At 44.9% G+C, this 26718-nt stretch carries 24 protein-coding genes, 2 pseudogenes and 1 riboswitch; of the genes and pseudogenes, 9 read left to right on the top strand and 17 right to left on the bottom strand.

The features are described from left to right. Positions 1-4 precede the first annotated feature (4 nt). The 11 genes and pseudogenes from rsmG to BLO31_RS18340 all read right to left on the bottom strand — a co-directional run bounded on the left by rsmG (position 5) and on the right by BLO31_RS18340 (position 9752). Complete coding sequence (gene rsmG, locus BLO31_RS18290) at positions 5-637, bottom strand: 16S rRNA (guanine(527)-N(7))-methyltransferase RsmG (RefSeq protein WP_070970155.1); 633 nt, start codon at positions 635-637, stop codon at positions 5-7. A 1-nt stretch (position 638) separates the two neighbouring features. Next, complete coding sequence (gene mnmG, locus BLO31_RS18295) at positions 639-2534, bottom strand: tRNA uridine-5-carboxymethylaminomethyl(34) synthesis enzyme MnmG (protein WP_070970158.1); 1896 nt, start codon at positions 2532-2534, stop codon at positions 639-641. A gap of 439 nt (positions 2535-2973) precedes the next feature. Continuing rightward, positions 2974-3411: an FMN-binding protein MioC gene (gene mioC / locus BLO31_RS18300; RefSeq protein WP_070970161.1), complete on the bottom strand. Its 438-nt coding sequence runs from the start codon at positions 3409-3411 to the stop codon at positions 2974-2976. 35 nt (positions 3412-3446) lie between these two features. Beyond that, positions 3447-4806, bottom strand: a pseudogene (gene mnmE / locus BLO31_RS18305) (tRNA uridine-5-carboxymethylaminomethyl(34) synthesis GTPase MnmE). Positions 4807-4938: 132 nt separating this feature from the next. Further along, on the bottom strand, positions 4939-6558 hold the full coding sequence (gene yidC, locus BLO31_RS18315; RefSeq protein ID WP_070970166.1) for a membrane protein insertase YidC: 1620 nt from the start codon (positions 6556-6558) through the stop codon (positions 4939-4941). A gap of 2 nt (positions 6559-6560) precedes the next feature. Continuing rightward, complete coding sequence (yidD, locus tag BLO31_RS23265) at positions 6561-6818, bottom strand: membrane protein insertion efficiency factor YidD (protein ID WP_084659927.1); 258 nt, start codon at positions 6816-6818, stop codon at positions 6561-6563. Beyond that, positions 6785-7108 carry a ribonuclease P protein component gene (gene rnpA, locus BLO31_RS18320; protein ID WP_050796250.1) on the bottom strand — a complete coding sequence of 108 codons (324 nt, stop codon included), beginning with the start codon at positions 7106-7108 and terminating at the stop codon, positions 6785-6787. The genes yidD and rnpA overlap by 34 nt, the downstream gene beginning before the upstream one ends. Positions 7109-7154: 46 nt before the next feature. Then, on the bottom strand, positions 7155-7289 hold the full coding sequence (gene rpmH, locus BLO31_RS18325; RefSeq protein ID WP_070970171.1) for a 50S ribosomal protein L34: 135 nt from the start codon (positions 7287-7289) through the stop codon (positions 7155-7157). 229 nt (positions 7290-7518) lie between these two features. Further along, a complete protein-coding gene (locus BLO31_RS18330; protein WP_070970174.1) occupies positions 7519-8256 on the bottom strand; it encodes an amino acid ABC transporter ATP-binding protein in 738 nt (245 codons plus the stop codon). Then, positions 8253-8924 carry an amino acid ABC transporter permease gene (locus BLO31_RS18335; RefSeq protein ID WP_070970177.1) on the bottom strand — a complete coding sequence of 224 codons (672 nt, stop codon included), beginning with the start codon at positions 8922-8924 and terminating at the stop codon, positions 8253-8255. The genes BLO31_RS18330 and BLO31_RS18335 overlap by 4 nt, the downstream gene beginning before the upstream one ends. 81 nt (positions 8925-9005) lie before the next feature. Then, positions 9006-9752, bottom strand: a complete 747-nt coding sequence (locus BLO31_RS18340; RefSeq protein WP_070970180.1) for an amino acid ABC transporter substrate-binding protein — start codon at positions 9750-9752, stop codon at positions 9006-9008. Between the two features lie 362 nt (positions 9753-10114). Between BLO31_RS18340 and dnaA the strand changes: the two genes are divergently transcribed. From dnaA to BLO31_RS18365, 5 genes and pseudogenes are all read left to right on the top strand, one after another. Beyond that, on the top strand, positions 10115-11518 hold the full coding sequence (dnaA, locus tag BLO31_RS18345; RefSeq protein WP_070970182.1) for a chromosomal replication initiator protein DnaA: 1404 nt from the start codon (positions 10115-10117) through the stop codon (positions 11516-11518). A gap of 64 nt (positions 11519-11582) precedes the next feature. After that, positions 11583-12683, top strand: coding sequence for a DNA polymerase III subunit beta (dnaN, locus tag BLO31_RS18350; protein WP_070970185.1), 1101 nt, complete (start codon positions 11583-11585; stop codon positions 12681-12683). 11 nt (positions 12684-12694) lie between these two features. Further along, positions 12695-13774 carry a DNA replication/repair protein RecF gene (gene recF, locus BLO31_RS18355; RefSeq protein WP_070970188.1) on the top strand — a complete coding sequence of 360 codons (1080 nt, stop codon included), beginning with the start codon at positions 12695-12697 and terminating at the stop codon, positions 13772-13774. Between the two features lie 17 nt (positions 13775-13791). Then, positions 13792-16208, top strand: a pseudogene (gyrB, locus tag BLO31_RS18360) (DNA topoisomerase (ATP-hydrolyzing) subunit B). A 281-nt stretch (positions 16209-16489) separates the two neighbouring features. Next, the gene (locus tag BLO31_RS18365; RefSeq protein WP_070970192.1) at positions 16490-16927 is read left to right on the top strand and encodes an Hsp20 family protein; all 438 of its coding nucleotides are present in this window, start codon (positions 16490-16492) and stop codon (positions 16925-16927) included. 40 nt (positions 16928-16967) lie between these two features. Here BLO31_RS18365 and BLO31_RS18370 read toward each other — a convergent pair whose 3' ends face one another. Then, entirely contained in the window at positions 16968-18218 is a 1251-nt protein-coding gene (locus BLO31_RS18370; protein ID WP_070970195.1) for a valine--pyruvate transaminase, read from the bottom strand. A 272-nt stretch (positions 18219-18490) separates the two neighbouring features. On the opposite strand from BLO31_RS18370, the gene BLO31_RS18375 reads away from it, so the two are divergent. Further along, a complete protein-coding gene (locus BLO31_RS18375) occupies positions 18491-18859 on the top strand; it encodes a hypothetical protein (protein WP_070970198.1) in 369 nt (122 codons plus the stop codon). A 38-nt stretch (positions 18860-18897) separates the two neighbouring features. On the opposite strand, the gene glyS is transcribed toward BLO31_RS18375, so the two are convergent. Both glyS and glyQ read right to left on the bottom strand, forming a co-directional pair. Beyond that, positions 18898-20964, bottom strand: a complete 2067-nt coding sequence (glyS, locus tag BLO31_RS18380; protein ID WP_070970201.1) for a glycine--tRNA ligase subunit beta — start codon at positions 20962-20964, stop codon at positions 18898-18900. An 11-nt stretch (positions 20965-20975) separates the two neighbouring features. Beyond that, positions 20976-21896 carry a glycine--tRNA ligase subunit alpha gene (gene glyQ, locus BLO31_RS18385; RefSeq protein ID WP_070970205.1) on the bottom strand — a complete coding sequence of 307 codons (921 nt, stop codon included), beginning with the start codon at positions 21894-21896 and terminating at the stop codon, positions 20976-20978. Positions 21897-22108: 212 nt separating this feature from the next. Further along, a riboswitch (yybP-ykoY riboswitch) is annotated at positions 22109-22218 on the top strand. A gap of 87 nt (positions 22219-22305) precedes the next feature. Here glyQ and BLO31_RS18390 point away from each other — a divergent pair. The 3 genes from BLO31_RS18390 to BLO31_RS18400 all read left to right on the top strand — a co-directional run bounded on the left by BLO31_RS18390 (position 22306) and on the right by BLO31_RS18400 (position 24768). Beyond that, positions 22306-22863, top strand: coding sequence for a TMEM165/GDT1 family protein (locus tag BLO31_RS18390; protein ID WP_070970208.1), 558 nt, complete (start codon positions 22306-22308; stop codon positions 22861-22863). Between the two features lie 140 nt (positions 22864-23003). Further along, on the top strand, positions 23004-23264 hold the full coding sequence (locus tag BLO31_RS18395; protein WP_070970211.1) for a hypothetical protein: 261 nt from the start codon (positions 23004-23006) through the stop codon (positions 23262-23264). A 172-nt stretch (positions 23265-23436) separates the two neighbouring features. Next, positions 23437-24768 (top strand): helix-turn-helix transcriptional regulator, encoded by a 1332-nt coding sequence (locus BLO31_RS18400; RefSeq protein ID WP_070970215.1) that lies wholly within the window; start codon positions 23437-23439, stop codon positions 24766-24768. Here BLO31_RS18400 and BLO31_RS18405 read toward each other — a convergent pair. The 3 genes from BLO31_RS18405 to tusA all read right to left on the bottom strand — a co-directional run bounded on the left by BLO31_RS18405 (position 24765) and on the right by tusA (position 26676). Continuing rightward, the gene (locus BLO31_RS18405) at positions 24765-25205 is read right to left on the bottom strand and encodes a DUF2141 domain-containing protein (RefSeq protein ID WP_070970218.1); all 441 of its coding nucleotides are present in this window, start codon (positions 25203-25205) and stop codon (positions 24765-24767) included. The genes BLO31_RS18400 and BLO31_RS18405 overlap by 4 nt on opposite strands. Positions 25206-25327: 122 nt before the next feature. Continuing rightward, entirely contained in the window at positions 25328-26317 is a 990-nt protein-coding gene (gene opgC, locus BLO31_RS18410) for an OpgC domain-containing protein (RefSeq protein ID WP_245688523.1), read from the bottom strand. 110 nt (positions 26318-26427) lie between these two features. After that, positions 26428-26676, bottom strand: a complete 249-nt coding sequence (tusA, locus tag BLO31_RS18415; RefSeq protein ID WP_070970221.1) for a sulfurtransferase TusA — start codon at positions 26674-26676, stop codon at positions 26428-26430. Positions 26677-26718 lie beyond the last annotated feature (42 nt).

A 26718-nucleotide genomic window follows, 5' to 3' on the forward strand; every position in this document is an offset into this window, starting at 1 on the left:
GCTTTTATCCCTTGCGCGATAAGATTACAAGATGACGCTGTCCTTCCAATTCAGGAACGTGCAAAGCTTTGACCTCGGTCACAGAACACCAGTCAGGTAACAGGTCTATCTCATCTTCAGGCATCTGCCCCTTCAACGCAAAAAACTTGCCTTCTGCTTCTTTCGGCAGATGATGACACCAAGTGACCATATCTACCATGGAAGCAAAGGCACGACTCAGTACACCATCAAACTTTTCTTCAGGTTTAAATTCTTCGACTCGACTTTGAATCGGCGTCACATTATCAATTTTGAGTTCGTGTAACACCTGTTTGATAAATCTAATCCGCTTGCCCAAGCTATCGAGCAAAAAGAAAGTTTTATCTGGATTCATAATTGCCAATGGGATACCGGGCAACCCAGGCCCTGTCCCCACGTCAATAAAACGCTCTCCCTGTAAGTGTTCACTTACTACCATACTGTCTAGTATGTGTTTTACTAACATCTCTTCAGGGTTGCGAACGGAAGTCAGGTTATAAGCTTTGTTCCACTTATTTAACAAGCCCACAAAATCCAACAATTGCACTTTTTGCTTTTGTGAAACCGACAATGTGGTCTGCGCTAATAGCGCATCAAATCGTTGCTCTAAGGTGCTCATATTACGCTTCCTCACCCTTTTTCAACATGCCATGTTTTTTAAGGTGAACCAGTAAAATCGAAATGGCGGCTGGTGTGATGCCCGAAATCCGTGACGCGATACCTACACTCTCTGGTTTTGCTTCATTCAACTTGGCAACAACTTCGTTTGAGAGGCCTTTAACCGCGGAATAATCTATGTCTGTAGGCAATTTAGTATGTTCGTGACGAAGAGACTTTTCTATCTCGTCTTGTTGTCGCTTGATATAGCCTTCGTACTTCACTTGAATTTCAACTTGCTCGGCAGCCTGCTGATCTTCTAGCGCAGGTGCAAATGTCTCCAATTGAGTAAGCTGATCGTAAGTGAGTTCAGGTCGGCGAAGTAGATCTTCGCCACTGGCTTCTCTTGCCATCGGCGTTTTGAGCAATGCGTTTAACTCGTCAACACCTTCAGATTTAGGATTGATCCACGTGCTTTTCAAGCGCTGGCGTTCCGTTTCCATGTTTTCAATTTTTTCGTTAAAACGTGCCCAACGAACATCGTCGACTAAACCGAGCTCACGACCCATTTCGGTCAAACGCAAATCTGCATTATCTTCGCGTAATAACAAACGATATTCCGCCCGTGAGGTAAACATTCGGTATGGTTCTTTGGTCCCCATAGTGGAAAGATCATCGATCAATACTCCCATATAAGCTTGATCGCGACGCGGGCTCCATCCTTCTTTTTCTTGAGCGTGAAGGCTTGCATTCAAGCCTGCCATTAGGCCTTGAGCCGCCGCTTCTTCGTATCCAGTTGTACCATTGATCTGGCCAGCAAAGAAAAGACCTGAGATAAATTTTGTTTCGTAAGTTTGTTTTAAATCTCTTGGATCAAAGAAATCGTATTCGATCGCGTAGCCCGGACGAACGATATGAGCGTTTTCAAACCCTTTCATTGAACGTACTATTTGAACTTGCACATCGAAAGGCAAGCTGGTGGAAATGCCATTTGGATAAAGTTCGTGGGTAGTAAGCCCTTCAGGTTCAACAAAGATCTGATGACTGCTTTTGTCTGCAAAGCGCATCACTTTATCTTCGATAGATGGGCAATAACGCGGACCTATACCTTCGATAACTCCAGCGTACATTGGGCTTCGATCGAGGTTGGTACGGATGACGTCGTGAGTTTGCTCATTGGTGTGAGTAATAAAACACGGGATCTGACGAGGATGCTGTTCTCGCTTACCTAGAAATGAAAAAACCGGTGTTGGGTTATCTCCGTGTTGAACTTCTAAATCGTCAAAGTTAACACTGCGCGCATCAATTCGCGGTGGTGTACCTGTTTTTAAACGATCGACTCTAAAAGGGAGTTCTCTTAATCGATCCGCCAAAGCGATTGATGGTGGATCGCCTGCACGGCCTCCTGAGAAGTTTTCCATACCAATATGGATCTTCCCCCCTAAGAAGGTGCCAACGGTCAATACAACCGCTTTGGCGTAGAATTTGAGCCCCATTTGGGTCACTACACCCACTGCACGATCTTGTTCAACAATAAGATCATCAACCGATTGTTGGAAGAGAGTGAGGTGTTCAGTGTTTTCTAAAACATCTCTTACGTAAGCTTTGTAAAGTGCGCGATCCGCTTGAGCACGAGTCGCTCTAACAGCAGGCCCTTTTGAAGCGTTTAGAGTTCGAAATTGAATACCTGCGTGATCGATGGCTTGTGCCATTAGGCCGCCAAGAGCGTCCACTTCTTTGACCAGATGTCCTTTGCCAATACCGCCAATCGCTGGGTTGCAAGACATTTGACCTAGCGTATCAATGTTATGGGTTAACAAAAGTGTCTTCTGACCTGTACGCGCAGAGGCGAGCGCGGCTTCCGTTCCAGCATGACCACCACCAACAACGATGACGTCAAATTTTTCATGATACAGCATGGATAAAACCTCAGATATTCAATGTATCGTGTAAACAGATAAAAGAGCGCTATTCTACCTTCTTTCATCAAGGGAGAAAATCGCTTTTGAGCTTTTTCGAATAAAGGGCTGATTAGTAAATATATATAGATCTTTATATAGATCTTTTATTAGATCTACTATTAGGATCGACGATCTCTGTGGATAAGTGATAAATGATCAATAAGATCATGGTTCTTGAGCGGATCATTTGTTGTGATCTAACTTTGATCAGATCGAGGATTTCCTGAGATCAAAATTGATGGTTATGCACAGGGGGATCTTAGGTGCAAAGTTATTATTTGGATAACTATAGGATAATCACCGGATAGATCTATACTTATCCACAGTTCGTTTGGTGTTTTTTTGAGCGGTTAGAACAATTCAGGTAGAAAAAAAGCGGCTATTGCCGCTTCTTATATTAATCAAACTTGTTGAGAAGGTCGTTTATCCACTCTTCAGCGGCCTCTTCTGGGACTGGATGTTTGAGCACGTCTATGGTCAAACAGTCATCAATTGAGGTACCACCAATGTCAGTGAGTAGATCATGTGCATGTTTGCCAGCAGCGCAAAAGGTATCGTAACTGGAGTCTCCTATTGCAACGACCGCAAACTTAACGTCTTGCATTTTTGGCGGAGTGCTTTGCAAGGCGGCAATAAAGGGTTTGATGTTATCCGGATACTCACCTGCGCCATGGGTAGAGGTTACTAAAAGCCAGACTCCTTCATTGGGAATGGACTCAAGAGTCGGTTGGTTGTGAATTGTAGTAGACTTCCCATTTTCTTGGAGAATATCACTGAGGTGGTCCCCAACGTACTCTGCACCACCTAAAGTGCTGCCTGTTATTATATGTATCATGAGTGTTCCTTTGTTCTTAGATCCCGTGGACGGATCTACTTTCCTATACAGAATGAAGAGAAAATACGGCCGAGTAAGTCATCAGAGCTGAACTCTCCTGTAATCTCACTCAGATGTTGCTGAGCGATGCGAAGCTCTTCTGCCAAAATCTCACCAGCCATATAACCTTCAAGCTGCTGCTGACCTATATCTAAATGCTCCGCGGCTTTTTCCAGTGCTTCTAAGTGACGACGACGAGCCATAAAGCCCCCTTCGTTGCCACCAGAAAACCCCATGCACTCTTTAAGGTGATTTCTTAGGGCTTCTATTCCTTGTCCTGTTGTTGCAGACAATCGTATCAAAGTTGGAGAGTTAACATGACAGATACCCAAATCTTCTTTTGTCTGATCTATCTTGTTGCGAATGACAGTGATCCCGATGTTTTCTGGCAGTCGATCAACAAAGTCTGGCCATATCTCTTTTGGATCGGTGGCATCTGTCGTTGTCCCGTCGACCATAAAAAGAACGCGGTCGGCTTGTTCGATCTCTTCCCAAGCTCTTTCTATACCAATTTTTTCTACTTCGTCTGAAGCGTCTCTAAGACCTGCAGTGTCGATAATGTGTAAAGGCATACCATCGATATGTATGTGCTCTCTAAGTACATCTCTTGTTGTACCGGCGATGTCGGTGACAATAGCTGACTCTTTACCCGACAACGCATTGAGCAAGCTAGATTTTCCTGCATTTGGGCGACCAGCGATCACGACCTTCATGCCTTCGCGCATAATAGCGCCTTGGTTGGCTTCTTTTTTTACCGCGGCAAGATTATCAATTATGCCTGAAGATCTGCAGCCACTTTGCCGTCAGCAAGAAAGTCGATCTCTTCTTCGGGAAAGTCTATTGCTGCTTCAACATAGATGCGAAGGTGAATCAAAGACTCTACAAGGGTCTGTATTCGGTTTGAAAAGGCGCCCTGTAGAGATTTCAAAGCGGATTTTGCCGCTTGTTCTGAACTGGCATCAATCAAATCAGCGATGGCTTCCGCTTGGGCTAAATCCAATTTGTCATTTAGAAACGCGCGCTCTGAGAACTCTCCAGGTCTTGCGGTGCGTATACCTTCGATGGTGAGGATCTGCTTTATTAGCATATCCATCACGACAGGACCACCGTGTCCTTGAAGTTCTAATACGTCTTCACCGGTAAACGAATGAGGGTTTGGGAAGTAGAGAGCGATGCCTTGGTCTATCTCTAGGCCGTCTTTTCCGATAAAGGGCAGATACTCTGCGTATCTAGGGCGTAATTCTTTACCCGTTAGCTTCGTGCTACTAGAGATGCTTTTGGCCCTGAAACTCGAATGATGCCAACCCCTCCACGTCCGGGGGCGGTTGCTTGAGCTACAATAGTATCGGTTGTCATAGTCTTGCCTATTTGAGGGTGAGGCGCTTTGCCATCACTCCGATTCTTTCTGATTAGCGCAATTGTAATCAGCTCAAATAAAAAAGGCGACCTTTTGGCCGCCTTTGATAGTGATTCGTCTAACAACAATTGTTACTTAGAATGCAAACCTTTCTTCTCTAGAGCTTTGTATATCATTGACTGTTGAGCCAAAGTTACAATGTTCGATACCAACCAGTATAGGACCAAGCCCGATGGGAAGAACAAGAAGAATCCCGTAAACATAACTGGCATAAAGGTCATGATCTTCTGTTGCATTGGATCCGTTACTGTTGTCGGGCTCATCTTTTGGATAAGGAACATACTTGCACCCATTAGCAATGGCAGGATGTAGTATGGGTCTTGAGCTGACAAGTCCGTAATCCAACCAAAGAACGGTGAGTGACGCAGTTCTACCGACTCCATTAGCGCCCAGTAAAGTGCGATAAAGATAGGCATCTGTAAGATAAGAGGTAAACAACCACCAAGTGGGTTCACTTTCTCTTTTTTGTACAGCTCCATCATTTCTTGGCTCATGCGCTGACGGTCATCACCGATGCGCTCGCGCATTGCTTGTAGCTTAGGCTGAAGCATACGCATTTTCGCCATAGAGGTGTATTGCTTCTTAGTTAGTGGGTACATGCTACCACGTACAACTAGCGTTAGAAGGATAATAGCAACACCCCAGTTACTGACAAATCCTTGGATAAATGAAAGCAACCAGTGCAGAGGTTTGGCGATAAACCATAGCCAGCCATAATCCACAACGAGATCGAGATTAGGCGCGATAGCGGCCATGTCTTTTTGAAGCTTTGGACCTACCCATAGGGTTGCTTGTAGCTTCGCTGAATCTCCGTCTGCGATGGTTTTGTTTGGCATGCGAACACCAATGTCACCCAAGTTGCCGATAACGCGAGTGTACAAGTTAGTGCCTGGCTCATTGCGAGGGATCCATGCTGTTGCGAAGTAGTGCTGAATCATAGCCGCCCAACCTTGACCATCAGATAGTGTGATAGAGAGGTTGCGATCTTGCATATCGTCGAAGCTGTACTTCTTGTAGCGAGTATCTTCCGTAGAGTATGCTCCACCGCGGTAGGTTGGCATTGTGATACTGCCACCAGCGTCTAACAAGTTTTGACGAAGGTGTGCATACATTCCAAATGTTGCGTTGCTGCCTGAGTTATTCACAACATCGTATTCAACATCAATCGCGTAGCTTCCGCGCTTAAGGATGAAGGTTTTTGTGTACTCTAGACCATTGGCCGCAAAAGTAAGAGGAATGCGAAGTTCATCTTGACCTTCTGCCAAGTTGAAGCTGTCGCTGCTCACTGAGTATTGAGGGCGGTTTGCGCTGCTTAAATCAATACCTTGAGGGCCAATAAGACCACTTTGGGCGATAAATTGATGGCCAGCTTCGTTTTTCAGTAGAACAAACGAGTCGTCGGAGTCCATTTCTGCAGCGTATTGATTGAGGTCTGCAGAGACAATGTCACCACCTACTGTGTCAATTGACAGAGTAAGTACATCTGTTGTAACCGCAATAGTTTTTGCAGAAGCTTGTTGAGAAGGCGCAGGATCCATCTCTTCGGCAAAAGATGGTGCTGGAAGCGTACTGCTTGATTGTGCCTGTTCAATCTGCTGTGGTGCAGGGTTCTTAGATACATTCCATTGTTGGTAAAGTAAAAAAGAAACCAGCGCCAATGCGATTAACAGGATATTACGTTGAGAATCCATCGTTATTTATCTCTGTCAGTTTTCTGGACCGGAGGAACGGGGTCATATCCCCCTTCATTCAAAGGGTGGCATTTTAATAGACGTTTGCCTGATAACCAACACCCTTTTACAAAACCGTGAGCTTTCAACGCTTCTATAGCGTATTGAGAACAGGTGGGTGTGAAGCGACAGCGAGGTCCAATGAGTGGACTAATCCCCCATTGGTAAAGGCGTACAAGGCCAATAGCTAACCACGCGAAGGGCGAGAAAGGCGCTGCCATAACTTATCAAACAACTTAAACATTTCATCATTGCTTAAATCTTGCGCGCTTTTCTTTGCAATAACAACAAAATCTTTGTTAGGAAGTTGATGTTGTTTGTTGCGAAAGCTTTCTCGTGCAAGTCGTTTAAAACGATTGCGACCTACAGCGGTTTTAATTTGCTTTTTAGGTACAGCGAGACCAAGTCTTGGATGAGACAGGGAGTTTTTACGAGCAATGATTGTGAAATGGGGTGAGCCAGCTCTATGAGCTTGCTGGAAGACATTTTGATAATGCTCGGGAGTTAACAGACGTAACTCCCGATTGAACGCGTGCGTATTCAAAATAAACTAGCGATTATTTTGATAGGCGCTTACGGCCTTTAGCACGACGTGCATTAATAACTTTACGACCGTTCTTAGTAGCCATACGAGCACGGAAACCGTGGCTGCGCTTGCGCTTTAGAACTGAAGGTTGAAAAGTGCGTTTCATGTTAATTACCTTTACTGATCAGTAGTTTTAGGTCAATGTTAACCCGGCGTGGGCTTATGGGCTTCTCTATATATAAAGAGGGCACCACCGACGCCTCTCAACAAAGAGGCGGAATTGTAATCACACTTCTCATTGCTGTCAATGACAGAAGGGGGCTTACATTCCGGCCGAGCGATTATACGTAGTGTGAGCAAAATCTCAAGGATCGATCGATCCTTTCGTACGATCTTTACTCCATACCTACCTGACGAAGAAACTTCTTCAGGCGAGGATCTTGTGGATTACCAAAAATATCCTGTGGAGAACCTTGCTCCACAATGTTGCCTTCTGCCATAAAGATCACTCTATCAGCGACTTCACGAGCAAATTGCATTTCATGAGTGACCACTAGCATCGTCTGGTGTTGAGTGGCCAGTTTTTTCATTAAACTCAGTACTTCACCGACCCATTCTGGATCAAGAGCCGAGGTAGGTTCGTCAAAAAGCAGCAGCTCTGGTTGCAAAGCCATAGCACGGCCAATGCCAACTCGTTGCTGTTGACCACCTGACAAAGCGGCAGGATAGCTATCGCCTTTCTCCCCTAGACCAATATCATCGAGGATTTGCTGAGCGCGTTTTAATGCATCTTCTTTTTTCCAGCCGCGGACCGTAACCAGACCTTCGGCGATGTTTTGTCTCGCGGTCATATGGGCAAACAGCGCGTAGTTCTGAAAGACGAATCCTGTCTTGCGGCGCAGTGCTAGCACTTCAGACTTAGTGTGGTTTTGACAATCCACTTGGATATCATCAATCGCAATTTGGCCTTTGTCTGCTTGTTCTAGGAAATTGACACAGCGCAGCAAGGTGGATTTACCCGTTCCGCTCGAACCGATAATAACGATGATTTCCCCTTGCTGGATCTCAAGGTCAATACCGGCCAACACTCTGGTATCACCGAACGACTTGTGAATGTTAGATAACTTAATCATCGCGCATACGCCTTGTTTAGTTTGGCCTCAGCCCAGATTTGAACACGGGTCAGGATAATGACTACCACCCAATAGATCAGAGCGACGGCTAAAAACGCTTCAAAGAATCGGAAGCTAGAAGAGGCTTCCATTTGAGCCTTGGCCATGATTTCTGCAACGCCTAGGGTAAAAGCGAGTGATGTCGACTTAATCATATCGATAAAGTAGTTCATCAGTGAAGGTAAAGCGACACGAGCGGCTTGAGGCAAAATGATGCGTCGCATCGCTTGGCTTGTTGTCATGCCTACCGAAAGGCTGGCTTCCATCTGGCTGCGGTCAATACCGATAATGGCTGCTCGAATACTCTCAGCCATATAGGCGGCAAAGTGAAGTGTCAGTCCAATAACAGCGGCTGAAAAAGCATCCAGCCCGACCATAAATGGGAATACTTGTGGCAAACCGTAATATAGAAGGAAAAGTTGCACTAAAAGTGGTGTACCGCGAAAGAAGCTAATATATAGCTGACTCAGTTGATCTAACACTGGTACTTTAAACACGCGAATGTTTGCCAGTATTACCGCGAGTATGAGAGAGAAAATTAATCCCCATGTCGCCATTTCCATGGTAGTGCCCAGATACTTGAGCAGTATCGGCATTAGCCCCATCATGTAATCAAAGTCAAAACCCATAAACTTACCTTTAAAGACGAGAAAAGGCGGAATACACAGATTCCACCTTCTTTAAACTGTTTGGATGTGCGAACTAATTGTTTATTTAGTAACGTCCGCGCCAAACCATTTCTTAGAAATGTCTGCTAGTGTGCCATCTGCACGCATTGCTGCAAGTGCTTCATTGACTTCTGCTTGCAATTTTAGACCGTTTTCATTGTCTACAAATGGCCAAGCATTTTGAATCGTAGAGAAGGGTTCGCCTGCAAGTTGCAAAGGTAGACCAGTTTTCTTGATCAGTTCTAAAGCAGATAGGCGATCCATAATAAAGGCATCAGCACGACCTAGCGCGACATCGTGTTCAATACCCGTGTCGTAAGTCTTGATGTTGATCTCTTTATTTTTATCGTAATCGCGTAGCAGTTGCTCAAAGTTAGAACCTAGGTTAACTGCAACCGTTTTGCCTTTTAGATCTTCAATGCCTTTGATCTCGTCGTTGCCTTTGCGTACGGTGATCTGCGCACCGTCAACAACATATGGGTTTGCAAAAAGGTATTTGGCTTTTCGCGCTTCAGTCATAGTGATCTGGTTAGAGATAGTGTCGATACGTCCCGTTTCAAGCAGACCAAATAGGCCAGAGAAGTTTGCTGTTACGTACTCAACTTTGTAATCGTTGCGCTTGCCAATTTCGTCCCACAGGTCTACTTCGAAGCCTTGAAGCTTGTCTTGTTCAACAAAAGTGAACGGGAAGTAGCGTCCAGACATACCTACTTTTACTTCAGTAGCGGCTTGAACAGTGGCAGCAGATAGAGCGATAACTGCAATTGCAGCTTTAATCCAGTTTTTCATAGTGCAACTCCGTATAATTATGGATGCAAATACTACTGTTAAAATACTCAATAATATAAATAACCAGAAGCAATAAAATAGAGCACTTAGCTATAAGTTGTATTTGATCGATTCACTTGTAATGAAAAAACTTAACCCACAGACTTATCACCAACACAAAGATCTTGCCCAAAACAGACAAATGTGGATCAAAGTGTGAGTAAAAACGGGGCTGTTTGTGGGGATCTTAGCAATAACATCGGAAAAATTGTGAATAACTTAGATCTTATTCACTGGATCTTCGATCAATTGCTGGCGATCTTGGTTATCAACAGGTAAAATTACCAATCTTTTCAGATAAATTAATTAAGAGTGAGGGCACCGTGTCATCTTCGCTTTGGTTGCAGTGTATGCAACGGCTCCAGGAAGAGTTACCAGCTACAGAGTTCAGTATGTGGGTTCGACCACTACAAGCAGAGCTCAATGACAATACTCTCACTTTATTTGCTCCAAACCGATTTGTATTGGATTGGGTTCGCGACAAATACCTCAACAGCATCAATCGTCTGCTTCAAGAATATTGTGGGAATGACATTCCCAGCTTGAGGTTTGAAGTCGGCAGTCGACCTGTTGCGGCACCTAAGCCTGAACCGACACGCACTCAGGCTGATGTTGCGGCAGAATCTTCTGCGCCAGCACAATTACAAGCTCGCAAACCCGTTCACAAAACTTGGGACGATGATGCGCCAGCCGCTGATATTAATCACCGTTCCAACGTTAACCCTAAACACAAGTTCAATAATTTTGTTGAAGGTAAATCAAACCAGTTGGGTTTAGCCGCTGCTCGTCAGGTGTCTGATAACCCTGGTGCTGCCTACAACCCGTTGTTTTTATACGGTGGGACTGGCTTAGGTAAGACTCACCTTTTACACGCTGTTGGCAATGCTATCGTCGACAATAAGCCAAATGCCAAAGTTGTGTATATGCACTCTGAGCGCTTTGTACAAGATATGGTTAAAGCGTTGCAAAACAACGCGATTGAAGAGTTTAAACGCTACTATCGCAGCGTAGATGCATTGCTTATCGATGACATTCAATTTTTCGCTAACAAAGAACGTTCACAAGAAGAGTTCTTCCACACGTTCAATGCACTGTTAGAAGGCAATCAGCAGATCATACTGACATCCGATCGCTATCCAAAGGAGATCAGCGGTGTGGAAGATCGTCTTAAATCTCGATTTGGTTGGGGACTGACAGTCGCCATAGAACCGCCTGAGTTAGAGACTCGCGTTGCGATCTTGATGAAAAAGGCGGAAGACCATCAGATTCACTTAGCCGATGAAGTGGCTTTCTTTATTGCGAAGCGACTTCGATCTAATGTGCGTGAGCTTGAAGGTGCTTTAAACCGAGTGATTGCTAACGCCAATTTTACAGGTCGTCCTATTACCATCGATTTTGTACGTGAAGCGCTAAGAGATTTACTCGCGCTTCAAGAGAAGTTGGTCACGATAGACAATATTCAAAAAACCGTGGCTGAATACTACAAAATTAAAGTCGCTGACCTACTTTCTAAACGCCGCTCTCGTTCGGTTGCAAGACCAAGACAGTTGGCGATGGCCCTCGCCAAAGAGCTGACTAACCACAGCTTGCCTGAAATAGGTGATGCATTTGGTGGTCGAGACCATACGACAGTTTTACACGCGTGCCGAAAAATCGAGCAACTGCGTGAAGAAAGCCACGATATAAAAGAAGATTATTCAAACCTTATCCGCACCTTGTCTTCTTAATTGAAGTAAAGCCAGCTATGCTGCTGGTGAGAATAACAAAAGCGGACTTCGTACAGAGTTGACTATGAAATTTACCATTGCGCGTAACCATCTACTCAAGCCTCTACAGCAAGTATCTGGAGCCCTAGGGGGGCGACCGACGCTGCCTATTTTGGGGAACTTGCTAATCAAAGTTGAAGAGGGGCAATTGTCTCTTACGGCCACCGACCTAGAAGTTGAGTTGATCAGTAGTGTTCAACTAGAAGGTGATTTTGAGGCGGGCAACATAACGGTTCCGTCACGCAAGTTTTTAGATATTTGTCGTGGACTGCCAGACGAAGCAATCATCACTTTTGTTTTGGAAGGTGATCGAGTTCAGGTGCGCTCTGGTCGCAGCCGTTTCTCGCTATCTACCTTACCTGCCAACGATTTTCCAAACATCGAAGATTGGCAAAGCGAAGTTAATATCGAGCTTACTCAAGGTGAGTTACGCGGATTGATCGAGAAAACACAGTTCTCTATGGCTAACCAAGACGTGCGTTACTACCTCAATGGTATGCTGTTTGAGATTGAGTCAACCACATTGCGCAGTGTGGCGACTGACGGGCACAGAATGGCGGTTGCACAAACGCAATTGGGAGCTGAATTTGCTAAGCAACAGATTATAGTTCCTCGCAAAGGTGTGCTTGAGCTTGTCAAACTGCTCGATGCGCCAGAAGACAGCGTTGTTCTACAGATAGGTAGCTCTAATGTGCGCGCGCAGGTCAATAACTTTATCTTTACCTCTAAGTTAGTGGACGGTCGCTTCCCAGATTATCGTCGCGTGCTGCCACAAAGCACAAATAAGACTTTGATGGCGAGTTGTGATGAACTGCGTCAGGCGTTTTCAAGAGCCGCTATATTGTCGAATGAAAAATTCCGTGGCGTTCGAGTCAATCTTGATGATAGTGAAATGCGTATCACGGCGAACAACCCTGAACAGGAAGAAGCGGAAGAAACCTTAGACGTTGCGTTTGAAGGTGACGCTATCGAGATAGGCTTTAACGTGAGTTATGTGCTCGATGTACTGAATACATTGCGTTGCGAACAAGTGCGGATCTCTATGACCGATGCAAACGCGAGTACACTGATCGAAAATGGCGCCGATGACAGTGCCATGTATGTCGTTATGCCTATCCGCCTTTAATAAGTGAATGAATGCCTCTCACCAGACTTATTATTCAGCAATTTAGGAACATTGAAGCCTGTGATATAGAACTGTCATCAGGCTTTAATTTTCTTGTTGGTGTCAACGGTAGCGGGAAAACCAGCGTTTTAGAAGCGATTTACTTGTTGGGCCACGGTCGGTCCTTTAAGAGTACTTTGACTGGTAGAGTGATAAAAAACGAGCGTGATCAGCTGTTTGTACATGGCCGTTTTTTGAACTCGGATCAATTTGAGCTACCAATTGGTATTAATAAGCAGCGCGATGGCTCAACAGAGGTTAAAATAGGCGGTCAGTCTGGACAAAAGCTGGCCCAACTTGCACAAGTTCTACCGTTGCAACTTATTCACCCAGAAGGGTTTGAGTTGTTAACGGATGGTCCGAAACACCGCCGAGCGTTTATCGATTGGGGAGTGTTTCACACCGAAAGCGCTTTTTATGATGCATGGGGTCGATTTAAGCGCTTAAACAAGCAACGCAATGCGCTGCTTAAAACGGCGACCAGCTATCGAGAGCTTAGTTATTGGGACCAAGAGATGGCTCGTTTAGCTGAGCAGATTAGCCTCTGGCGCAGTGAGTATGTGGCTCAAATGTCACAGCAAGCTGAACAGATATGTCGAGAGTTTTTGCCAGAGTTTGATATTAAGTTGCAGTATTATCGAGGGTGGGACAAAGAAACGCCTTACCAAGAGATACTAGCAAGCAACTTTGAGCGCGATCAGTCCCTTGGGTATACCGTAAGTGGACCAAATAAAGCAGATTTACGCATCAAGGTGAGTAATACGCCAGTAGAAGATGTATTATCTCGTGGGCAGCTCAAATTAATGGTATGTGCGTTAAGGCTTGCACAAGGCCAGCACTTAACCAGTAAAACTGGAAAGCAGTGTATCTACTTGATAGATGACTTTGCTTCTGAATTAGATAGCCAACGTCGACAGCGCTTAGCGGACTGTTTAAAAGCGACGGGGGCTCAAGTTTTCGTAAGCTCTATCACTGAAAGTCAGATTGCAGATATGCGAGAAGACAACGGCAAGGTGTTCCATGTGGAACAGGGCCAGATAGAGCCAATATAAATAGTGGAAGATAACTCATGTCTGAAAATTACGATTCATCGAGTATTAAAGTACTAAAGGGTCTGGATGCGGTTCGCAAGCGTCCAGGGATGTACATCGGCGACACCGATGATGGTACCGGCCTACACCACATGGTCTTCGAGGTGGTGGATAACTCTATTGATGAAGCGTTGGCAGGTCACTGTCAAGACATTGTAGTCACGATTCATGAAGATAACTCGGTTTCGGTCAGTGATGACGGCCGTGGTATTCCTACAGAAATGCACCCAGAAGAGAACGTTTCTGCGGCAGAAGTTATCATGACAGTACTTCACGCTGGTGGTAAGTTTGATGATAACTCGTACAAGGTTTCTGGCGGCCTGCACGGTGTAGGTGTTTCTGTAGTAAACGCGCTTTCAGAGAAAGTAGAGCTAACGATTCATCGCGGCGGTTCGATCCACACACAAACCTACCACCACGGTGAGCCACAAGCACCGCTGGCAGTTGTGGGCGAAACGGAAGCAACAGGAACAAAAATTCGCTTCTGGCCAAGCATGAAACGTTCTCCCTTACTGAGTTTCACTACGACATTTTAGCTAAGCGTCTACGTGAGCTGTCATTCTTGAACTCTGGTGTATCGATCAAGCTGCTGGACGAGCGTGAAGAAGACAAGCAAGACCACTTTATGTATGAAGGTGGTATTCAAGCGTTTGTTGAACACCTGAACACCAACAAAACGCCAATTCACGAGAAAGTTTTCCACTTTAACTCAGAACGCGAAGACGGTATTTCTGTTGAAGTGTCTATGCAGTGGAATGACGGCTTCCAAGAGAACATTTACTGTTTTACCAACAACATCCCTCAACGAGATGGTGGTACTCACTTAGCAGGCTTCCGTGCAGCGCTGACGCGTACGCTTAACAGCTTTATGGATAAGGAAGGCTTCTCTAAAAAGGCCAAAGCGGCCACCTCTGGTGATGATGCTCGTGAAGGCCTAACTGCGGTTGTTTCCGTTAAAGTTCCAGATCCAAAATTCTCAAGCCAAACTAAAGACAAGTTGGTTTCTTCTGAAGTGAAGTCAGCGGTTGAATCCGCAATGGGTGAGAAACTGTCGGAGTTCTTGGTTGAAAACCCGAATGAAGCGAAAACGGTTTGTACCAAAATTATCGATGCAGCCCGTGCTCGTGAAGCGGCTCGTAAAGCTCGTGAAATGACTCGCCGCAAAGGTGCGCTCGATTTAGCAGGTCTACCAGGTAAACTGGCTGACTGTCAGGAGAAAGACCCAGCGCTTTCCGAACTTTACATAGTGGAGGGTGACTCTGCGGGTGGTAGTGCTAAGCAGGGTCGTAACCGTAAGAATCAGGCGATTCTTCCGCTAAAAGGTAAAATCCTCAACGTAGAGAAAGCGCGTTTTGATAAAATGCTCTCTTCTCAAGAGGTAGCAACGCTGATCACTGCACTAGGTTGTGGTATCGGCCGCGATGAGTACAACCCAGATAAACTGCGTTACCACAATATCATCATCATGACCGATGCGGACGTGGATGGTTCTCACATTCGTACTCTGTTGCTGACCTTCTTCTATCGTCAAATGCCTGAGCTTATCGAGCGTGGTTATGTATACATTGCTCAGCCGCCACTGTACAAAGTGAAAAAAGGCAAACAAGAGCAGTATATTAAAGATGAAGATGCAATGAACCAGTATCAGGTTTCTCTTGCTCTTGATAATGCGGCACTTTACGTTAACCCAGAAGCACCAGCGTTAAGCGGCGAAGCATTAGAGCATCTTGTACAACAGTACAATGCTGGTATGAAGCTGGTAGAGCGTATGAGCCGCCGTTATCCGCGAGCTCTAATTCACGAGTTGGTGTACACGCCGCGTCTAACGGCGGAGCAGTGCCACGATCAAGCAGCGGTAGATGTTTGGACCAAACAATTGGTTGAGCAGCTCAATGCCAAAGAGGTAGGTGCAAGCCAATACAGCTATGAGGTAGAACAGCACGCTGAGCTGGGTGTTAATCTACCTAAGATCATCGTGCGTACTCACGGTGTGACTCATGAGCATGTTCTCAGTGTCGATCTGTTGAACTCAAAAGAGTACAACAAGCTAGCAACGCTTTCTGAAGCGCTGAACGGTTTGATTGAAGAGGGTGCTTACGTTCAACGTGGTGAGCGTACTTTGGCGGTAACGAACTTCGTGGATGCTTTGAACTGGCTAGTTAAAGAGTCACGTCGTGGTCTAAGTCTACAACGATACAAAGGTCTGGGTGAGATGAACCCAGATCAGCTTTGGGAAACCACAATGGATCCAGATACACGCCGAATGATGCAAGTAACCATCGAAGATGCGGTTGGTGCTGATCAGTTGTTTACTACGTTGATGGGTGACCAAGTTGAACCTCGCCGTAACTTTATTGAAGAAAACGCACTGAAGGTAGCTAACTTAGACGTATAGTTTTCAATGTCTTATGTAAAACGCCGCACTACACTGCGGCGTTTTTTTTACCTTTTTTATTTATATGCCTTGAAACGCTAATTCGCCACCCCTATATCTTTTTATGAAGAGACGCCTTATTGGGTCTTGGAAACGGCTGAACTGACTTCGCTCAAGAGAGGAAGCACAGACGGCACTATAAATTGAATGTCTTCCCCTTATGTTTGTGAAGAAATAAGTGGTAGAGTGCTGATACCGACCATTGCCGGGATCAGACTATTGCTTATCTAGAGGATAGTATTATGCGTAATGTAGATTTCTCACCTTTATACCGTAACGCCATTGGTTTTGACCGTCTATTTAACCTGATGGAAACCAGTGCGGGAAAAAATGCTTCAGCGGGATACCCCCCTTACAACATCGAACAAAAAGATGAAAACAGCTTCCGTATTACTATGGCGGTAGCGGGCTTTGCCGAAGACCAGCTCGATCTTACTCAAAAAGAGAATCTGCTGATTGTTCGAGGCGAGCGAAAAGCTGAAGAAGGCAAAAACTACGTTTATCAAGGTATTGCAGAGCGTGATTTTGAACGCAAGTTCCAACTGGCGGACTATGTAAAAGTTGTCGGTGCTGAGATGGAAAATGGCTTGCTACACGTAGACTTGGTTCGCGAAATACCAGAAGCTATGCAGCCGAGGAAAATTGCCATTAACGGTAAACACTTAATTGAAAACGAGTAAATCCCCATAAAGAGAATGAGCGCCTAAGGCGCTCATTTTTTTATGCTTCTCGATAGGCCCTTTCAACTTCTTCAGCGATAACAGCAATGCCTTTTTGCATCATTTCATCGTCTTGAACATAGTTCATACGCAAGCATTGGTGGGCGTGTGGCCAGCTATCGTCTTGACCGATAAAGAAGTATTCGCCGGGAACAATGAGTACTCCTCTTGCTTTTAAGCGCTTGTAGAGTTCCATTGTGGTGATCGGCAACTCATCAAACCAAAGCCAAAGAAAAATAGCGCCTTCCGGTTTGTGAATGCGGAATCTCGAATCGGGAATTGCCTGCTGTAATAGTTCGACGGCTCGCAGCGACTTCTGACGATAGAAAGGCTGAATAACATTCTGGCTTAAAGGCAATAAGTCACCTTTAGCAATGATGTGTTGACCGATAGCGGGTCCAATACTGCTAGGGGCCAAGCTAATCACACCATTCATATTGGTCAACGCTTGGGTAATGGACTCGCTGGCAATAATAATACCGCAGCGCACACCGGGTAAGCCTAGCTTAGATAGACTCATGCACAAGATGGTGTTTCCATTCCAGAACGGCTCAACGTCTTCAAAAATGATACTAGGGAAAGGCAAGCCATAAGCATTATCTATGATAAGCGGAATATCATTGTCTCTGGCGAGCTTGTCTAATTTGCGTATTTCCTCGTCAGTGAGGACATTACCTGTTGGGTTAGTTGGGCGAGAGGCACAGATAGCGGCTATTGAGTCATCCACTGTCAACTGTTCAAAATCGACGTGATACTTAAATTGCCCTTTGTCTAAAAGCTCAATTTCAGGACGGTAGGAGACAAAATAGTCCTCATCAATACCCGCGTCTCCATACCCGATATATTCAGGTGCAAGGGGCAGTAGCACTCTCTTGTGTGAGCCGTCGGGCTGTTTGCCAGCCAGTAGATTAAACAGATAGAAAAACGCACTTTGGCTACCGTTAGTTAAGCTGATGTTTTTTTCGGTAATATCCCATCCGTAAGTTGTGCGAAGCAGCTTTGCTAAAGATTGAACAAATACATCTTTACCTTGGGGGCCGTCATAGTTCGCCATCGCAGCTACCAGCTCACCACTGGCGAGCATCTCTTCACTGGTTTGCTGAAAATAATCGAGCATGGCAGGTATGGCGGCTGGGTTGCCTCCCCCCAGCATAATAGCACCGGGAGTGCGAAGACCGTCATTGAGGTCGTCCATTAGCTGAGTAATACCTGAATACTGATTAAATTTCTCACCAAACTTAGAAAACTGCATGTTTGTTGTACCTGAATAGTTGTGATTGCTTATTAGATTGATATCAGTGCATTGCTGATAACTAGAGTAATAGTTGAACATACATCAATGTTACAAATTCGCAAGGGGATAAATTGACAGTACATGGGAATTCGGCTGGTATCTGTCTTCTGTTAGCTAAAGGGATTGCAGTGAAAATCGTCAAACTTTTACAAAAATGATCGCAACTTTCATTATTATTCAATTTGTTGTCTATTTATTATCTAAAAAAATTAAGTTGAGGATAATAAATAATGAAAAGAGTATTTATTGCTTGTTTTGCCGCAGCCTTTGCGTTGTTAGGTTGTCAGTCTACCAATACCCAAACCGCAGAGCCTTACGTTGAACGGTATGACATTCAACAGGCGCAAGCTGCATTTGCTGATGTAGAACATGTGACTGTCAGTGATGAAGGATACATTGAGTACATAGAGCAAGTGCCTAATGGCTATCAGTGGAAAACAACCGTGATCAGAAGCCATAGTCGACAAGTGGCCTGTGAGGACTTATACGAGCTTCTAGAGCTTGGTTTTGTGATTAAAATGACGTTTACAGGCAAAGGCGGGCGTACTGAACACTTTGATGTTCATCGCTGTGACGGCATTAATGCAGAAAAATCGTAATGGAACAAAAAAGGGAAGCATTGCTTCCCTTTTTCCTATTACTTCTGAAGTAGCGAAATATCGGCTATCTGTAGGAAGAGATTTCTTAGGTTGTTTAACAGCGTCAGACGGTTTTTCTTTAGCGCTTCGTCGTCGGCCATAACCATGACATTGTCAAAGAAGGCGTCAACAGGCTCGCGAAGATCTGCTAGCTTGCTGAGTGCTTCCTGGTAGTTACCTGTAGCAAAGGCTGGTTCCAGCGCTTCTGTCATCACTTCAACACTTTCAGCCAGTGCTTTTTCCGCATCTTCTTGAAGAAGAGATAGGTCAATGTCATTGGCGAGTTCGCCATCAAACTTAGCTAAGATGTTACCAACGCGTTTGTTTGCTGCTGCAAGAGACTCAGCCGCTTCTAAATCACGGAAGTGAGATACCGCTTTTACACGCTGATCAAAGTCAGATGGTTTTGTTGGTCGGCGCGCCAATACCGCTTGGATAATGTCGACACTAAAGCCTTCATCTTGATACCAAGCGCGGAAACGGCCAAGCATAAACTCTACAACGTCTTGTTCTACATTTTCATTGCTGAGACGATCGCCAAATAGTGACTTTGCTTTGGCAATGAGGTCTGTCAGATCTAGCTGGTAGCCGTACTCAACGATGATGCGAAGCACGCCCAGAGATGCACGGCGCAGAGCAAATGGATCTGAACCCTTAGGAGCTTGACCAATACCGAATATACCAACAATGGTATCGAGTTTATCGGCCATAGCGACTGCAGTGGAGACACCGTTAGAAGGTAGATCGTCACCAGAAAAACGCGGCATGTACTGCTCGTTTAGCGCAACGGCGACTTGTTCAGCTTCTCCGTCGTGACGCGCGTAGTGCATGCCCATTACGCCTTGGGTATCGGTGAACTCGAATACCATAGAAGTCATTAGGTCACACTTAGCCAATAGGCCAGCACGTTTAGAAAGTTCAACATCCGCACCGATCTTTTCTGCAATGTAGCCAGCCAGTTCAGTTATACGGTCAGTTTTGTCTTTAATCGTACCGAGTTGCTTCTGGAAGATAGCTTTGTCTAGCTCAGGTAGGCGGTCAATCAGAGGTCGCTTTCGGTCCGTATTAAAGAAGAATTCAGCATCTGCTAAACGTGGGCGAACTACTTTTTCGTTACCTTCGATAACATGGCGTGGCTCTTTCGACTCAATGTTTGAAACAAAGATAAAGTTCGGCAGTAGTGTTTTGTTCTCGTCGTAAACTGGGAAGTACTTCTGATCACCTTTCATGGTGTAAACCAGAGCTTCAGCCGGTACTTTTAGGAACTCTTGTTCAAACTTAGCTGTAAGTACGACAGGCCATTCAACCAGAGAGGTCACTTCTTCAACTAGGTCTTCTTCAAGATCGGCTTTGCCACCAACCGCAGCGGCTGCTTTTTGAGAGTCGGCAACAATGATCGCTTTGCGAGCTTCATAATCTGCCATAACCTTACCGCGCTCTTCGAGAATAGCAGGGTATTGCTCAGCTGAGTCAATAGTGAACTCTTGCTCACCCATAAAACGGTGACCGCGGATAGTGCGGCCAGAAGCGACACCTAAAATTTCACCTTCAATCAACTCTTCACCAAACAAGATGGTGAGGGTTTTCACTGGTCGAATAAACTGAGTATCAGTATCACCCCAACGCATTGGCTTAGCGATTGGTAAGTTGGAGAGGGCTTTTGCAGCAAGGTCTGCCACAATCGCTTGTGTCGGTTGACCTTTTACTTCTTGCTTAAATAGCAACCACTCGCCTTTATCGGTTTTCAAGCGATCGGCTTGATCGACAGTAATGCCATTACCACGTGCCCAGCCTTGTGCTGCTTTGGTTGCGTTGCCTTCATCGTCAAAAGCAACAGAGATCGCAGGACCGCGTTTTTCTACTACTTTGTCTGCTTGCGCCTCGTCTAGCTGAGCGACCTTTAGTGCTAGGCGACGAGGAGTCGCGAACCATTTTACGCCTTGATGGTTAAGCTCTGCGCTTTTCAGCTCTGCTTCAAAGTTAGCTGCAAAGGCTTCAGCCAGAGTGCGTAACTGAGTTGGTGGAAGCTCTTCCGTTCCCAGCTCGATTAAAAATTCTTTTGCCATTATCCTTCCCCTTATGCTTCTTTGTCTGATTGCTTAAGCATTGGGAAGCCAAGTGCTTCACGTGATGCATAATAAGCTTCCGCCACCGATTTAGTCAGGTTGCGAATACGCAGAATATAACGCTGACGCTCAGTCACTGAGATCGCTTTGCGCGCGTCAAGTAGGTTAAAAGCATGGCCTGCTTTTAGGATGCGCTCGTAAGCGGGAAGAGGAAGTGGCTTTTCTAGTTCTAGCAGTTCCTTACACTCTTTTTCGCACTGGTCAAAGAAAGTAAACAGGAAGTCTACGTCTGCGTGCTCAAAGTTGTAGGTTGATTGCTCTACTTCATTTTGATGGAAGATGTCGCCATAGGTCACTTTACCCAGTGGGCCGTCTGTCCAAACCAGATCATAAACAGAGTCTACGCCCTGAATGTACATAGCTAAACGTTCGATACCGTAAGTGATTTCACCGGTAACAGGTTTACACTCTAGACCACCAACTTGCTGGAAGTAAGTAAACTGAGTGACTTCCATACCGTTTAACCAAACTTCCCAGCCAAGGCCCCAAGCGCCAAGAGTTGGGTTTTCCCAGTTATCTTCCACAAAGCGAATATCGTGGACTTGTGGGTCAATACCAAGTACTTCCAGAGAACCTAGGTATAGCTCCTGAATATTGTCAGGTGAAGGCTTAATGATCACCTGAAACTGGTAGTAGTGCTGTAAACGGTTAGGGTTTTCACCATAACGGCCGTCAGTTGGACGACGAGATGGCTGAACATAAGCGGTGGCAATCGGCTCAGGGCCAAGTGCACGTAAACATGTCATTGGGTGAGAAGTACCTGCACCAACTTCCATGTCTAATGGTTGAACAATGGTACAGCCTTGTTGGGCCCAATAATCCTGCAGCGCGAGGATCATACCCTGAAAGGTTTTGATATCGAATTTTTGCATAGTCAGGTTCGCGCGATTCTTCTGTCTAAATTGAAAAAAATAACAATCAAGTATACCCAGATATTCTGCATGGGAGTAGAGCTAATATTGATTAATTGCTAGGCAAAAATAGCGTTTAGTGAAATTTTTTAGCCTTATCGTGCGATTTTTTCCTAAAGGGAACATTTTGCTGAGTTTATAGCTTGAGAATTTTCCTTATGCTGATTAAAATTGCGCCTGTCTTTGGGGAGTAGCTTACTGACTATTTTCAAATAGTTAGTTTGTACGTCAACATACTTGGTGCTCATCACCGTGGCGTACAAGGCTTGCATCTAGCAGGTTTAGCAAGACCTTAGACAAACATCGTGAACCGAGGTGGGGCACGAGGTTTGTCTTAGGAAACTATAATCCCTACCTCAATGAGCATGTCGTGAGCGTTTTAGCAATTTCAATAACTACAGTAGCGCTAGCAGAAATAGGCGATAAGACCCAACTGCTTTCATTGCTACTTGCAAGTCGTTATAGAAAACCCGTTCCCATTATATTGGCCATATTTCTAGCCACGTTACTCAACCATGCGTTAGCGGCTTGGTTAGGTGTTGTGGTTGCAGATTACTTATCTGAAGAGGTGTTAAAATGGGTGTTGGTGGTCAGCTTTTTAGCTATGGCTGGCTGGATTCTAATTCCAGATAAACTCGACGATGAAGAATCGATATCTTCTAAAGGCCCCTTTGTGGCGAGTTTTATTGCCTTTTTTGTCGCGGAAATTGGGGACAAAACCCAGATTGCGACTTCGATACTCGGTGCTCAGTTCTCCGGTGCACTTTTGTTAGTCACTATGGGAACCACTATCGGTATGTTGATTGCGAATGTTCCTGTTGTATTAGTTGGCAAACTGTCTGCGGACAAATTACCGCTAGATCTTATTCGAAAAATTACCGCGTTATTGTTTGCGGGACTCGCCGTGTCAGCGGCTATCTGGGGATAACACGAGACCCTGTTGCTACGGTGCATTCTGAGCGAGATCAAACTCTTTTTAAATTCTCTGGATAGCGTGAGCGCTGACATATAAGTGTCACAATTGTCATGCTACCTTAAAGATGTTGATAGTGGCGAGAGGGCAAAATTATGCTAACACGTTACATGGGTATGACAGCTCGTAGTCAGAGTTATTTATTTACCTTTGGCTTAGCGCTCACCCTTCTTGGAATGGTATTGACAGATATGTGGCTTCCCATGGTCGCAGGAGCAATTATCCTGACAGGCTTGACAGTGGAAGCGTGGATACGCGTCGCCCATATCATCCCCCTTCACAATGAAGTTCGGTCTATGAAAAAGCAGTTAAACAAGCTGCAATCGGAAGTACACCGGATCGATTTTGACGAATAAGAAAAGCAGCCATTGGCTGCTTTTTCATTGCCCTAACAAACCACGTTTTCAACTAGGGATATCGGCTCTAAGCAAAGAGACCTCAATGCCCAATAGTTTTATAGTTTGAAGTGATGCGAAAACTGGTTTTGATAATATTGATTTATGGTGTTCTGGAATAGAAACTGGCTGAATGCGGCAATACTCCTTTATTTTTCGTATCGTAGATGCGATTGAACAGCGCTTACCACGTAAGTTGGATCTGGAAGAACTCTCCAATACGCTTAACGTCAGCCGTTGGCACCTCCAACATGAGTTCAAACGCTTTACCGGTATCAGTGTAGGTAGGTATTACCGACTTCGATTATTAACGTTGGCCATAGAACAAGTTTCCAACTCTGATCAGCGCATTATAGATATCGCGTTGGACTTTGGCTTTGAATCTCAAGAAGCCTTGTATCGAGCTATTCGAAGTAACTTCGAAGTGTCGCCTAAACACTTTAGGCGCAATCCTATATTGGCTAAGTATGTTAGCTTTCCTCCCCTTGACCTCCGTTATTTGGATTACTACCAAATGACATTAGAACACCCGCCAAAGGAAGTGGTGTTTCCAGAGAAACATCTTGTTGGTGTTAGCGGTAATTTTAAGTCGATATTTTTTGATGAAGAGAGTATCCACGATGGGGTTGATGAACTTTGGCAAGTGTTTAATAACGCTACCTGTCATTGGGATCACTCGCAGCGAAACTATTACACGCTAGAATATCGCAACAATTGCTCTTACCGGTCTGGAGAGTTTCAGATGATGTCTATGTGCGATGGTGCGGAAGAAGCATCAGAGTACAAGCTGTCAAAGGTAGATATCTCCCAGAGGAAGATGTGGCACTTTGTTTTTCCTAACAGAGATTACATTCAAGCTCTATTTGTTTATTTGAATCAGGTTTTTACATTTCAGAATAAGCTAAGTCTAAATCGTTTACCCTATATTTGGTCATTGGATGAAGACGGAAGCATGAATTTTTGGGCCGAATTAAAACCGGCGAGTGGTTTTGATTGCCTGCCTGCTAGTATTGTCTGTTTGGATACCCAATCCTTCACTTTAGACCATCAAATAGGGCAAGCAATTCCATATCAAATTCCCAATCATCTCGTTGTCAAAAGCCAGCGTATAGCGTATTTGTTAGAGTTATTTGACGACCGACTTGATAAGGTTAATCAAGGAAGTGAGTGTTTACTAATTGGCGGAGTGAGTGATCAAAAGTACACACCTAAGCACGATTACCGAGTTCAACATCTGATAAAAACAGCAGAGGGCAATACCAATATCGGTGGTGGGGATTATCTAAAGTGTGTAATGAAAGGCAGCATAGAGCAGATAGGAGAAGATCTGGATAGTTTGTATTACTCCTACCTCAGCGAAAGTAAATATTACCTTCGCCAAGGGTTTGAATGGATAACCTACGCAAAAAGAATAGTGGGACAAGAGTGGCATATTGAGCTACTTATCCCTGTCTCTAAGCGTTAACGGTAATCAAATAGCATTACGGTTTGCTGACTGTTGTCTACAAGCGCAAAGCTGGTGGCTGAAAATTGAGGTGGCCCCATTAAGCGAGTATTTCCCGAGTAGCCCAGTGGCTCATCAGGCATCATTCCTGCCATGGTCAACTCATTGTTGCCATCGATATCTTGAAAGGTAAAAATGGCGTATCTTCCAGAAGGAATTTGCTCTAGCAATATCGGTGTGGAAGCGCTGGCCTCGTTCGCAGGAATGAGATGTTCAGCGATAACCGTTTTGTCTTCTGCTCGAACAGCAATGTAAACATTGCCCCCCTCATTAGTGACCCCTGTGACTTTGACTTGCAAATCATATTTTGCATTTGGGTCAAAGGATTCTTGTTCGGTGTCATTACAGCCCATCAAGGCAATAACAGAAGTCATAACCGCAATCAGTGTTTTTTTCATAGTTTAATTACTCCGTTTTAGTTCAGTGAGTGATCGCTTTTTCTTTTGCTCTCTGATCAAAGGGGGGACAAAGAGCAGAAGGGCCACCACCGCCAAGCTGATGTAAATATTGGGTTGAAAATTCAAAAAGCCCAAGGCAACCGGTGCCAGAGCAAAGATAATGATGTAGTGGAAGGTAAATACTTGAAGCGAGTGCCTACCAAAAGCGCAAGGGGCTTAAAAGCAAAAATATTTGGCCAAAGGTGAATCAAGTAACTGAATAGGTAGACGAGTAACAGCAAGTTGAATACTCGCAACCAACCCAAAGAAGGCTTGTCAGCAAGTTGCCCTAACGTACCCTGATGTATCCCATATTCGGCAAAAATATTGCGGTGGAATACGAATAGGGTGCCAGCGATTAACGCCACCAAGATAGTGAGCGAACGATACTTAAACCAATCAATAGACTTGTGGCGAGAGGTAAAGCCCAAACACATACCCAATACAAAGAGCATCTGCCATGCCAACCAACTAAAGTACCCAGTATTCAAGGTTCCCTCAGAAAAGAAAGGTCGCAACAGAGTCGATAAGTCAATAAAGCGACTAGATAGCCACAAAGTGACACTCACCAAAAGGACTGCAATGATTCGCCCCTTGTTCAATTGTTGAAGAACCCAAGGTGCCCCCAACAAGAACACAATGTACATTGGCAGAATGTCAAAATACTGGGGCTTGTGTAACAGTGTCAAACTGAGTCCCAACGCACTGAGTTTACTTTCCATCAGCCATGGAAATAGACGGTGAAAATAGCCAGTTGTCTCGCTAATTGCGGTCATGTAGACCAAGCTGATGGCCAAGACGGTTAGAATCGCTGCGATGTGATAGAGGTAGAGCTGCTTGGCTCGATGAATCAGCTTAGCTTTGCTCTTGGTTAAATCAGCACCTGAGTAGATCAATCCAACCATCAAGCCCGAGATGAAAATAAACCCTTCAGCGGCACCGACTTGTCCAAATGGCTGCAAGGTCAGTAGCTGAATATCTACCCATCCCGTTGTAATCCATACAAAGTGGTTGATGGTCATTACCAGCAATAAAGTGCCTCGAATGGCATCAACCGAATGATTTCGTTGCATAAAGTTTCCTCCCTAAACCGCTACAGGTTAAAGGGAGGAAATTTTAAAAACTGACTATTTGTGTGGTATCGAAGGAATATTATCCAAGGTGTTGGATATGTCTAATAAAACTAATCGAGACCTTTTTTAATGATGTACTGATAGGGGAGCTGGTCCGTTTGGCAAGCGATCAGTTGATGGTCCATAAAACGACAGAAGCTAGGAATATCACGTGTTGTTGATGGATCGTCTGCCTTAACCAGGAGAATTTCGCCATCTTCCATGGTTCGAATGGTTTTTCTGACCATCATCACAGGCTCTGGGCAACGCAATCCTTCAGCTTCCAGAGTATGTGTCACAAGGGTTGAATCAAAGTTCATAGTATGTCCAATGAGTGCGAAATAAGGCGTAGATAATACTGT

Source organism: Vibrio sonorensis, from assembly GCF_001854765.1.
Lineage (GTDB): Bacteria > Pseudomonadota > Gammaproteobacteria > Enterobacterales > Vibrionaceae > Vibrio > Vibrio sonorensis.

Bases quoted from the DNA above. Each gene is read 5' to 3' on its own strand.
- rsmG (WP_070970155.1), bottom strand. From the start codon at position 637: ATGAGCACCTTAGAGCAACGATTTGATGCGCTATTAGCGCAGACCACA.
- mnmG (WP_070970158.1), bottom strand. From the start codon at position 2,534: ATGCTGTATCATGAAAAATTTGACGTCATCGTTGTTGGTGGTGGTCAT.
- mioC (WP_070970161.1), bottom strand. From the start codon at position 3,411: ATGATACATATAATAACAGGCAGCACTTTAGGTGGTGCAGAGTACGTT.
- yidC (WP_070970166.1), bottom strand. From the start codon at position 6,558: ATGGATTCTCAACGTAATATCCTGTTAATCGCATTGGCGCTGGTTTCT.
- yidD (WP_084659927.1), bottom strand. From the start codon at position 6,818: ATGGCAGCGCCTTTCTCGCCCTTCGCGTGGTTAGCTATTGGCCTTGTA.
- rpmH (WP_070970171.1), bottom strand. From the start codon at position 7,289: ATGAAACGCACTTTTCAACCTTCAGTTCTAAAGCGCAAGCGCAGCCAC.
- BLO31_RS18330 (WP_070970174.1), bottom strand. From the start codon at position 8,256: ATGATTAAGTTATCTAACATTCACAAGTCGTTCGGTGATACCAGAGTG.
- BLO31_RS18335 (WP_070970177.1), bottom strand. From the start codon at position 8,924: ATGGGTTTTGACTTTGATTACATGATGGGGCTAATGCCGATACTGCTC.
- BLO31_RS18340 (WP_070970180.1), bottom strand. From the start codon at position 9,752: ATGAAAAACTGGATTAAAGCTGCAATTGCAGTTATCGCTCTATCTGCT.
- dnaN (WP_070970185.1), top strand. From the start codon at position 11,583: ATGAAATTTACCATTGCGCGTAACCATCTACTCAAGCCTCTACAGCAA.
- recF (WP_070970188.1), top strand. From the start codon at position 12,695: ATGCCTCTCACCAGACTTATTATTCAGCAATTTAGGAACATTGAAGCC.
- BLO31_RS18365 (WP_070970192.1), top strand. From the start codon at position 16,490: ATGCGTAATGTAGATTTCTCACCTTTATACCGTAACGCCATTGGTTTT.
- BLO31_RS18370 (WP_070970195.1), bottom strand. From the start codon at position 18,218: ATGCAGTTTTCTAAGTTTGGTGAGAAATTTAATCAGTATTCAGGTATT.
- BLO31_RS18375 (WP_070970198.1), top strand. From the start codon at position 18,491: ATGAAAAGAGTATTTATTGCTTGTTTTGCCGCAGCCTTTGCGTTGTTA.
- glyS (WP_070970201.1), bottom strand. From the start codon at position 20,964: ATGGCAAAAGAATTTTTAATCGAGCTGGGAACGGAAGAGCTTCCACCA.
- glyQ (WP_070970205.1), bottom strand. From the start codon at position 21,896: ATGCAAAAATTCGATATCAAAACCTTTCAGGGTATGATCCTCGCGCTG.
- BLO31_RS18395 (WP_070970211.1), top strand. From the start codon at position 23,004: ATGCTAACACGTTACATGGGTATGACAGCTCGTAGTCAGAGTTATTTA.
- BLO31_RS18400 (WP_070970215.1), top strand. From the start codon at position 23,437: ATGCGGCAATACTCCTTTATTTTTCGTATCGTAGATGCGATTGAACAG.
- BLO31_RS18405 (WP_070970218.1), bottom strand. From the start codon at position 25,205: ATGAAAAAAACACTGATTGCGGTTATGACTTCTGTTATTGCCTTGATG.
- opgC (WP_245688523.1), bottom strand. From the start codon at position 26,317: ATGCAACGAAATCATTCGGTTGATGCCATTCGAGGCACTTTATTGCTG.
- tusA (WP_070970221.1), bottom strand. From the start codon at position 26,676: ATGAACTTTGATTCAACCCTTGTGACACATACTCTGGAAGCTGAAGGA.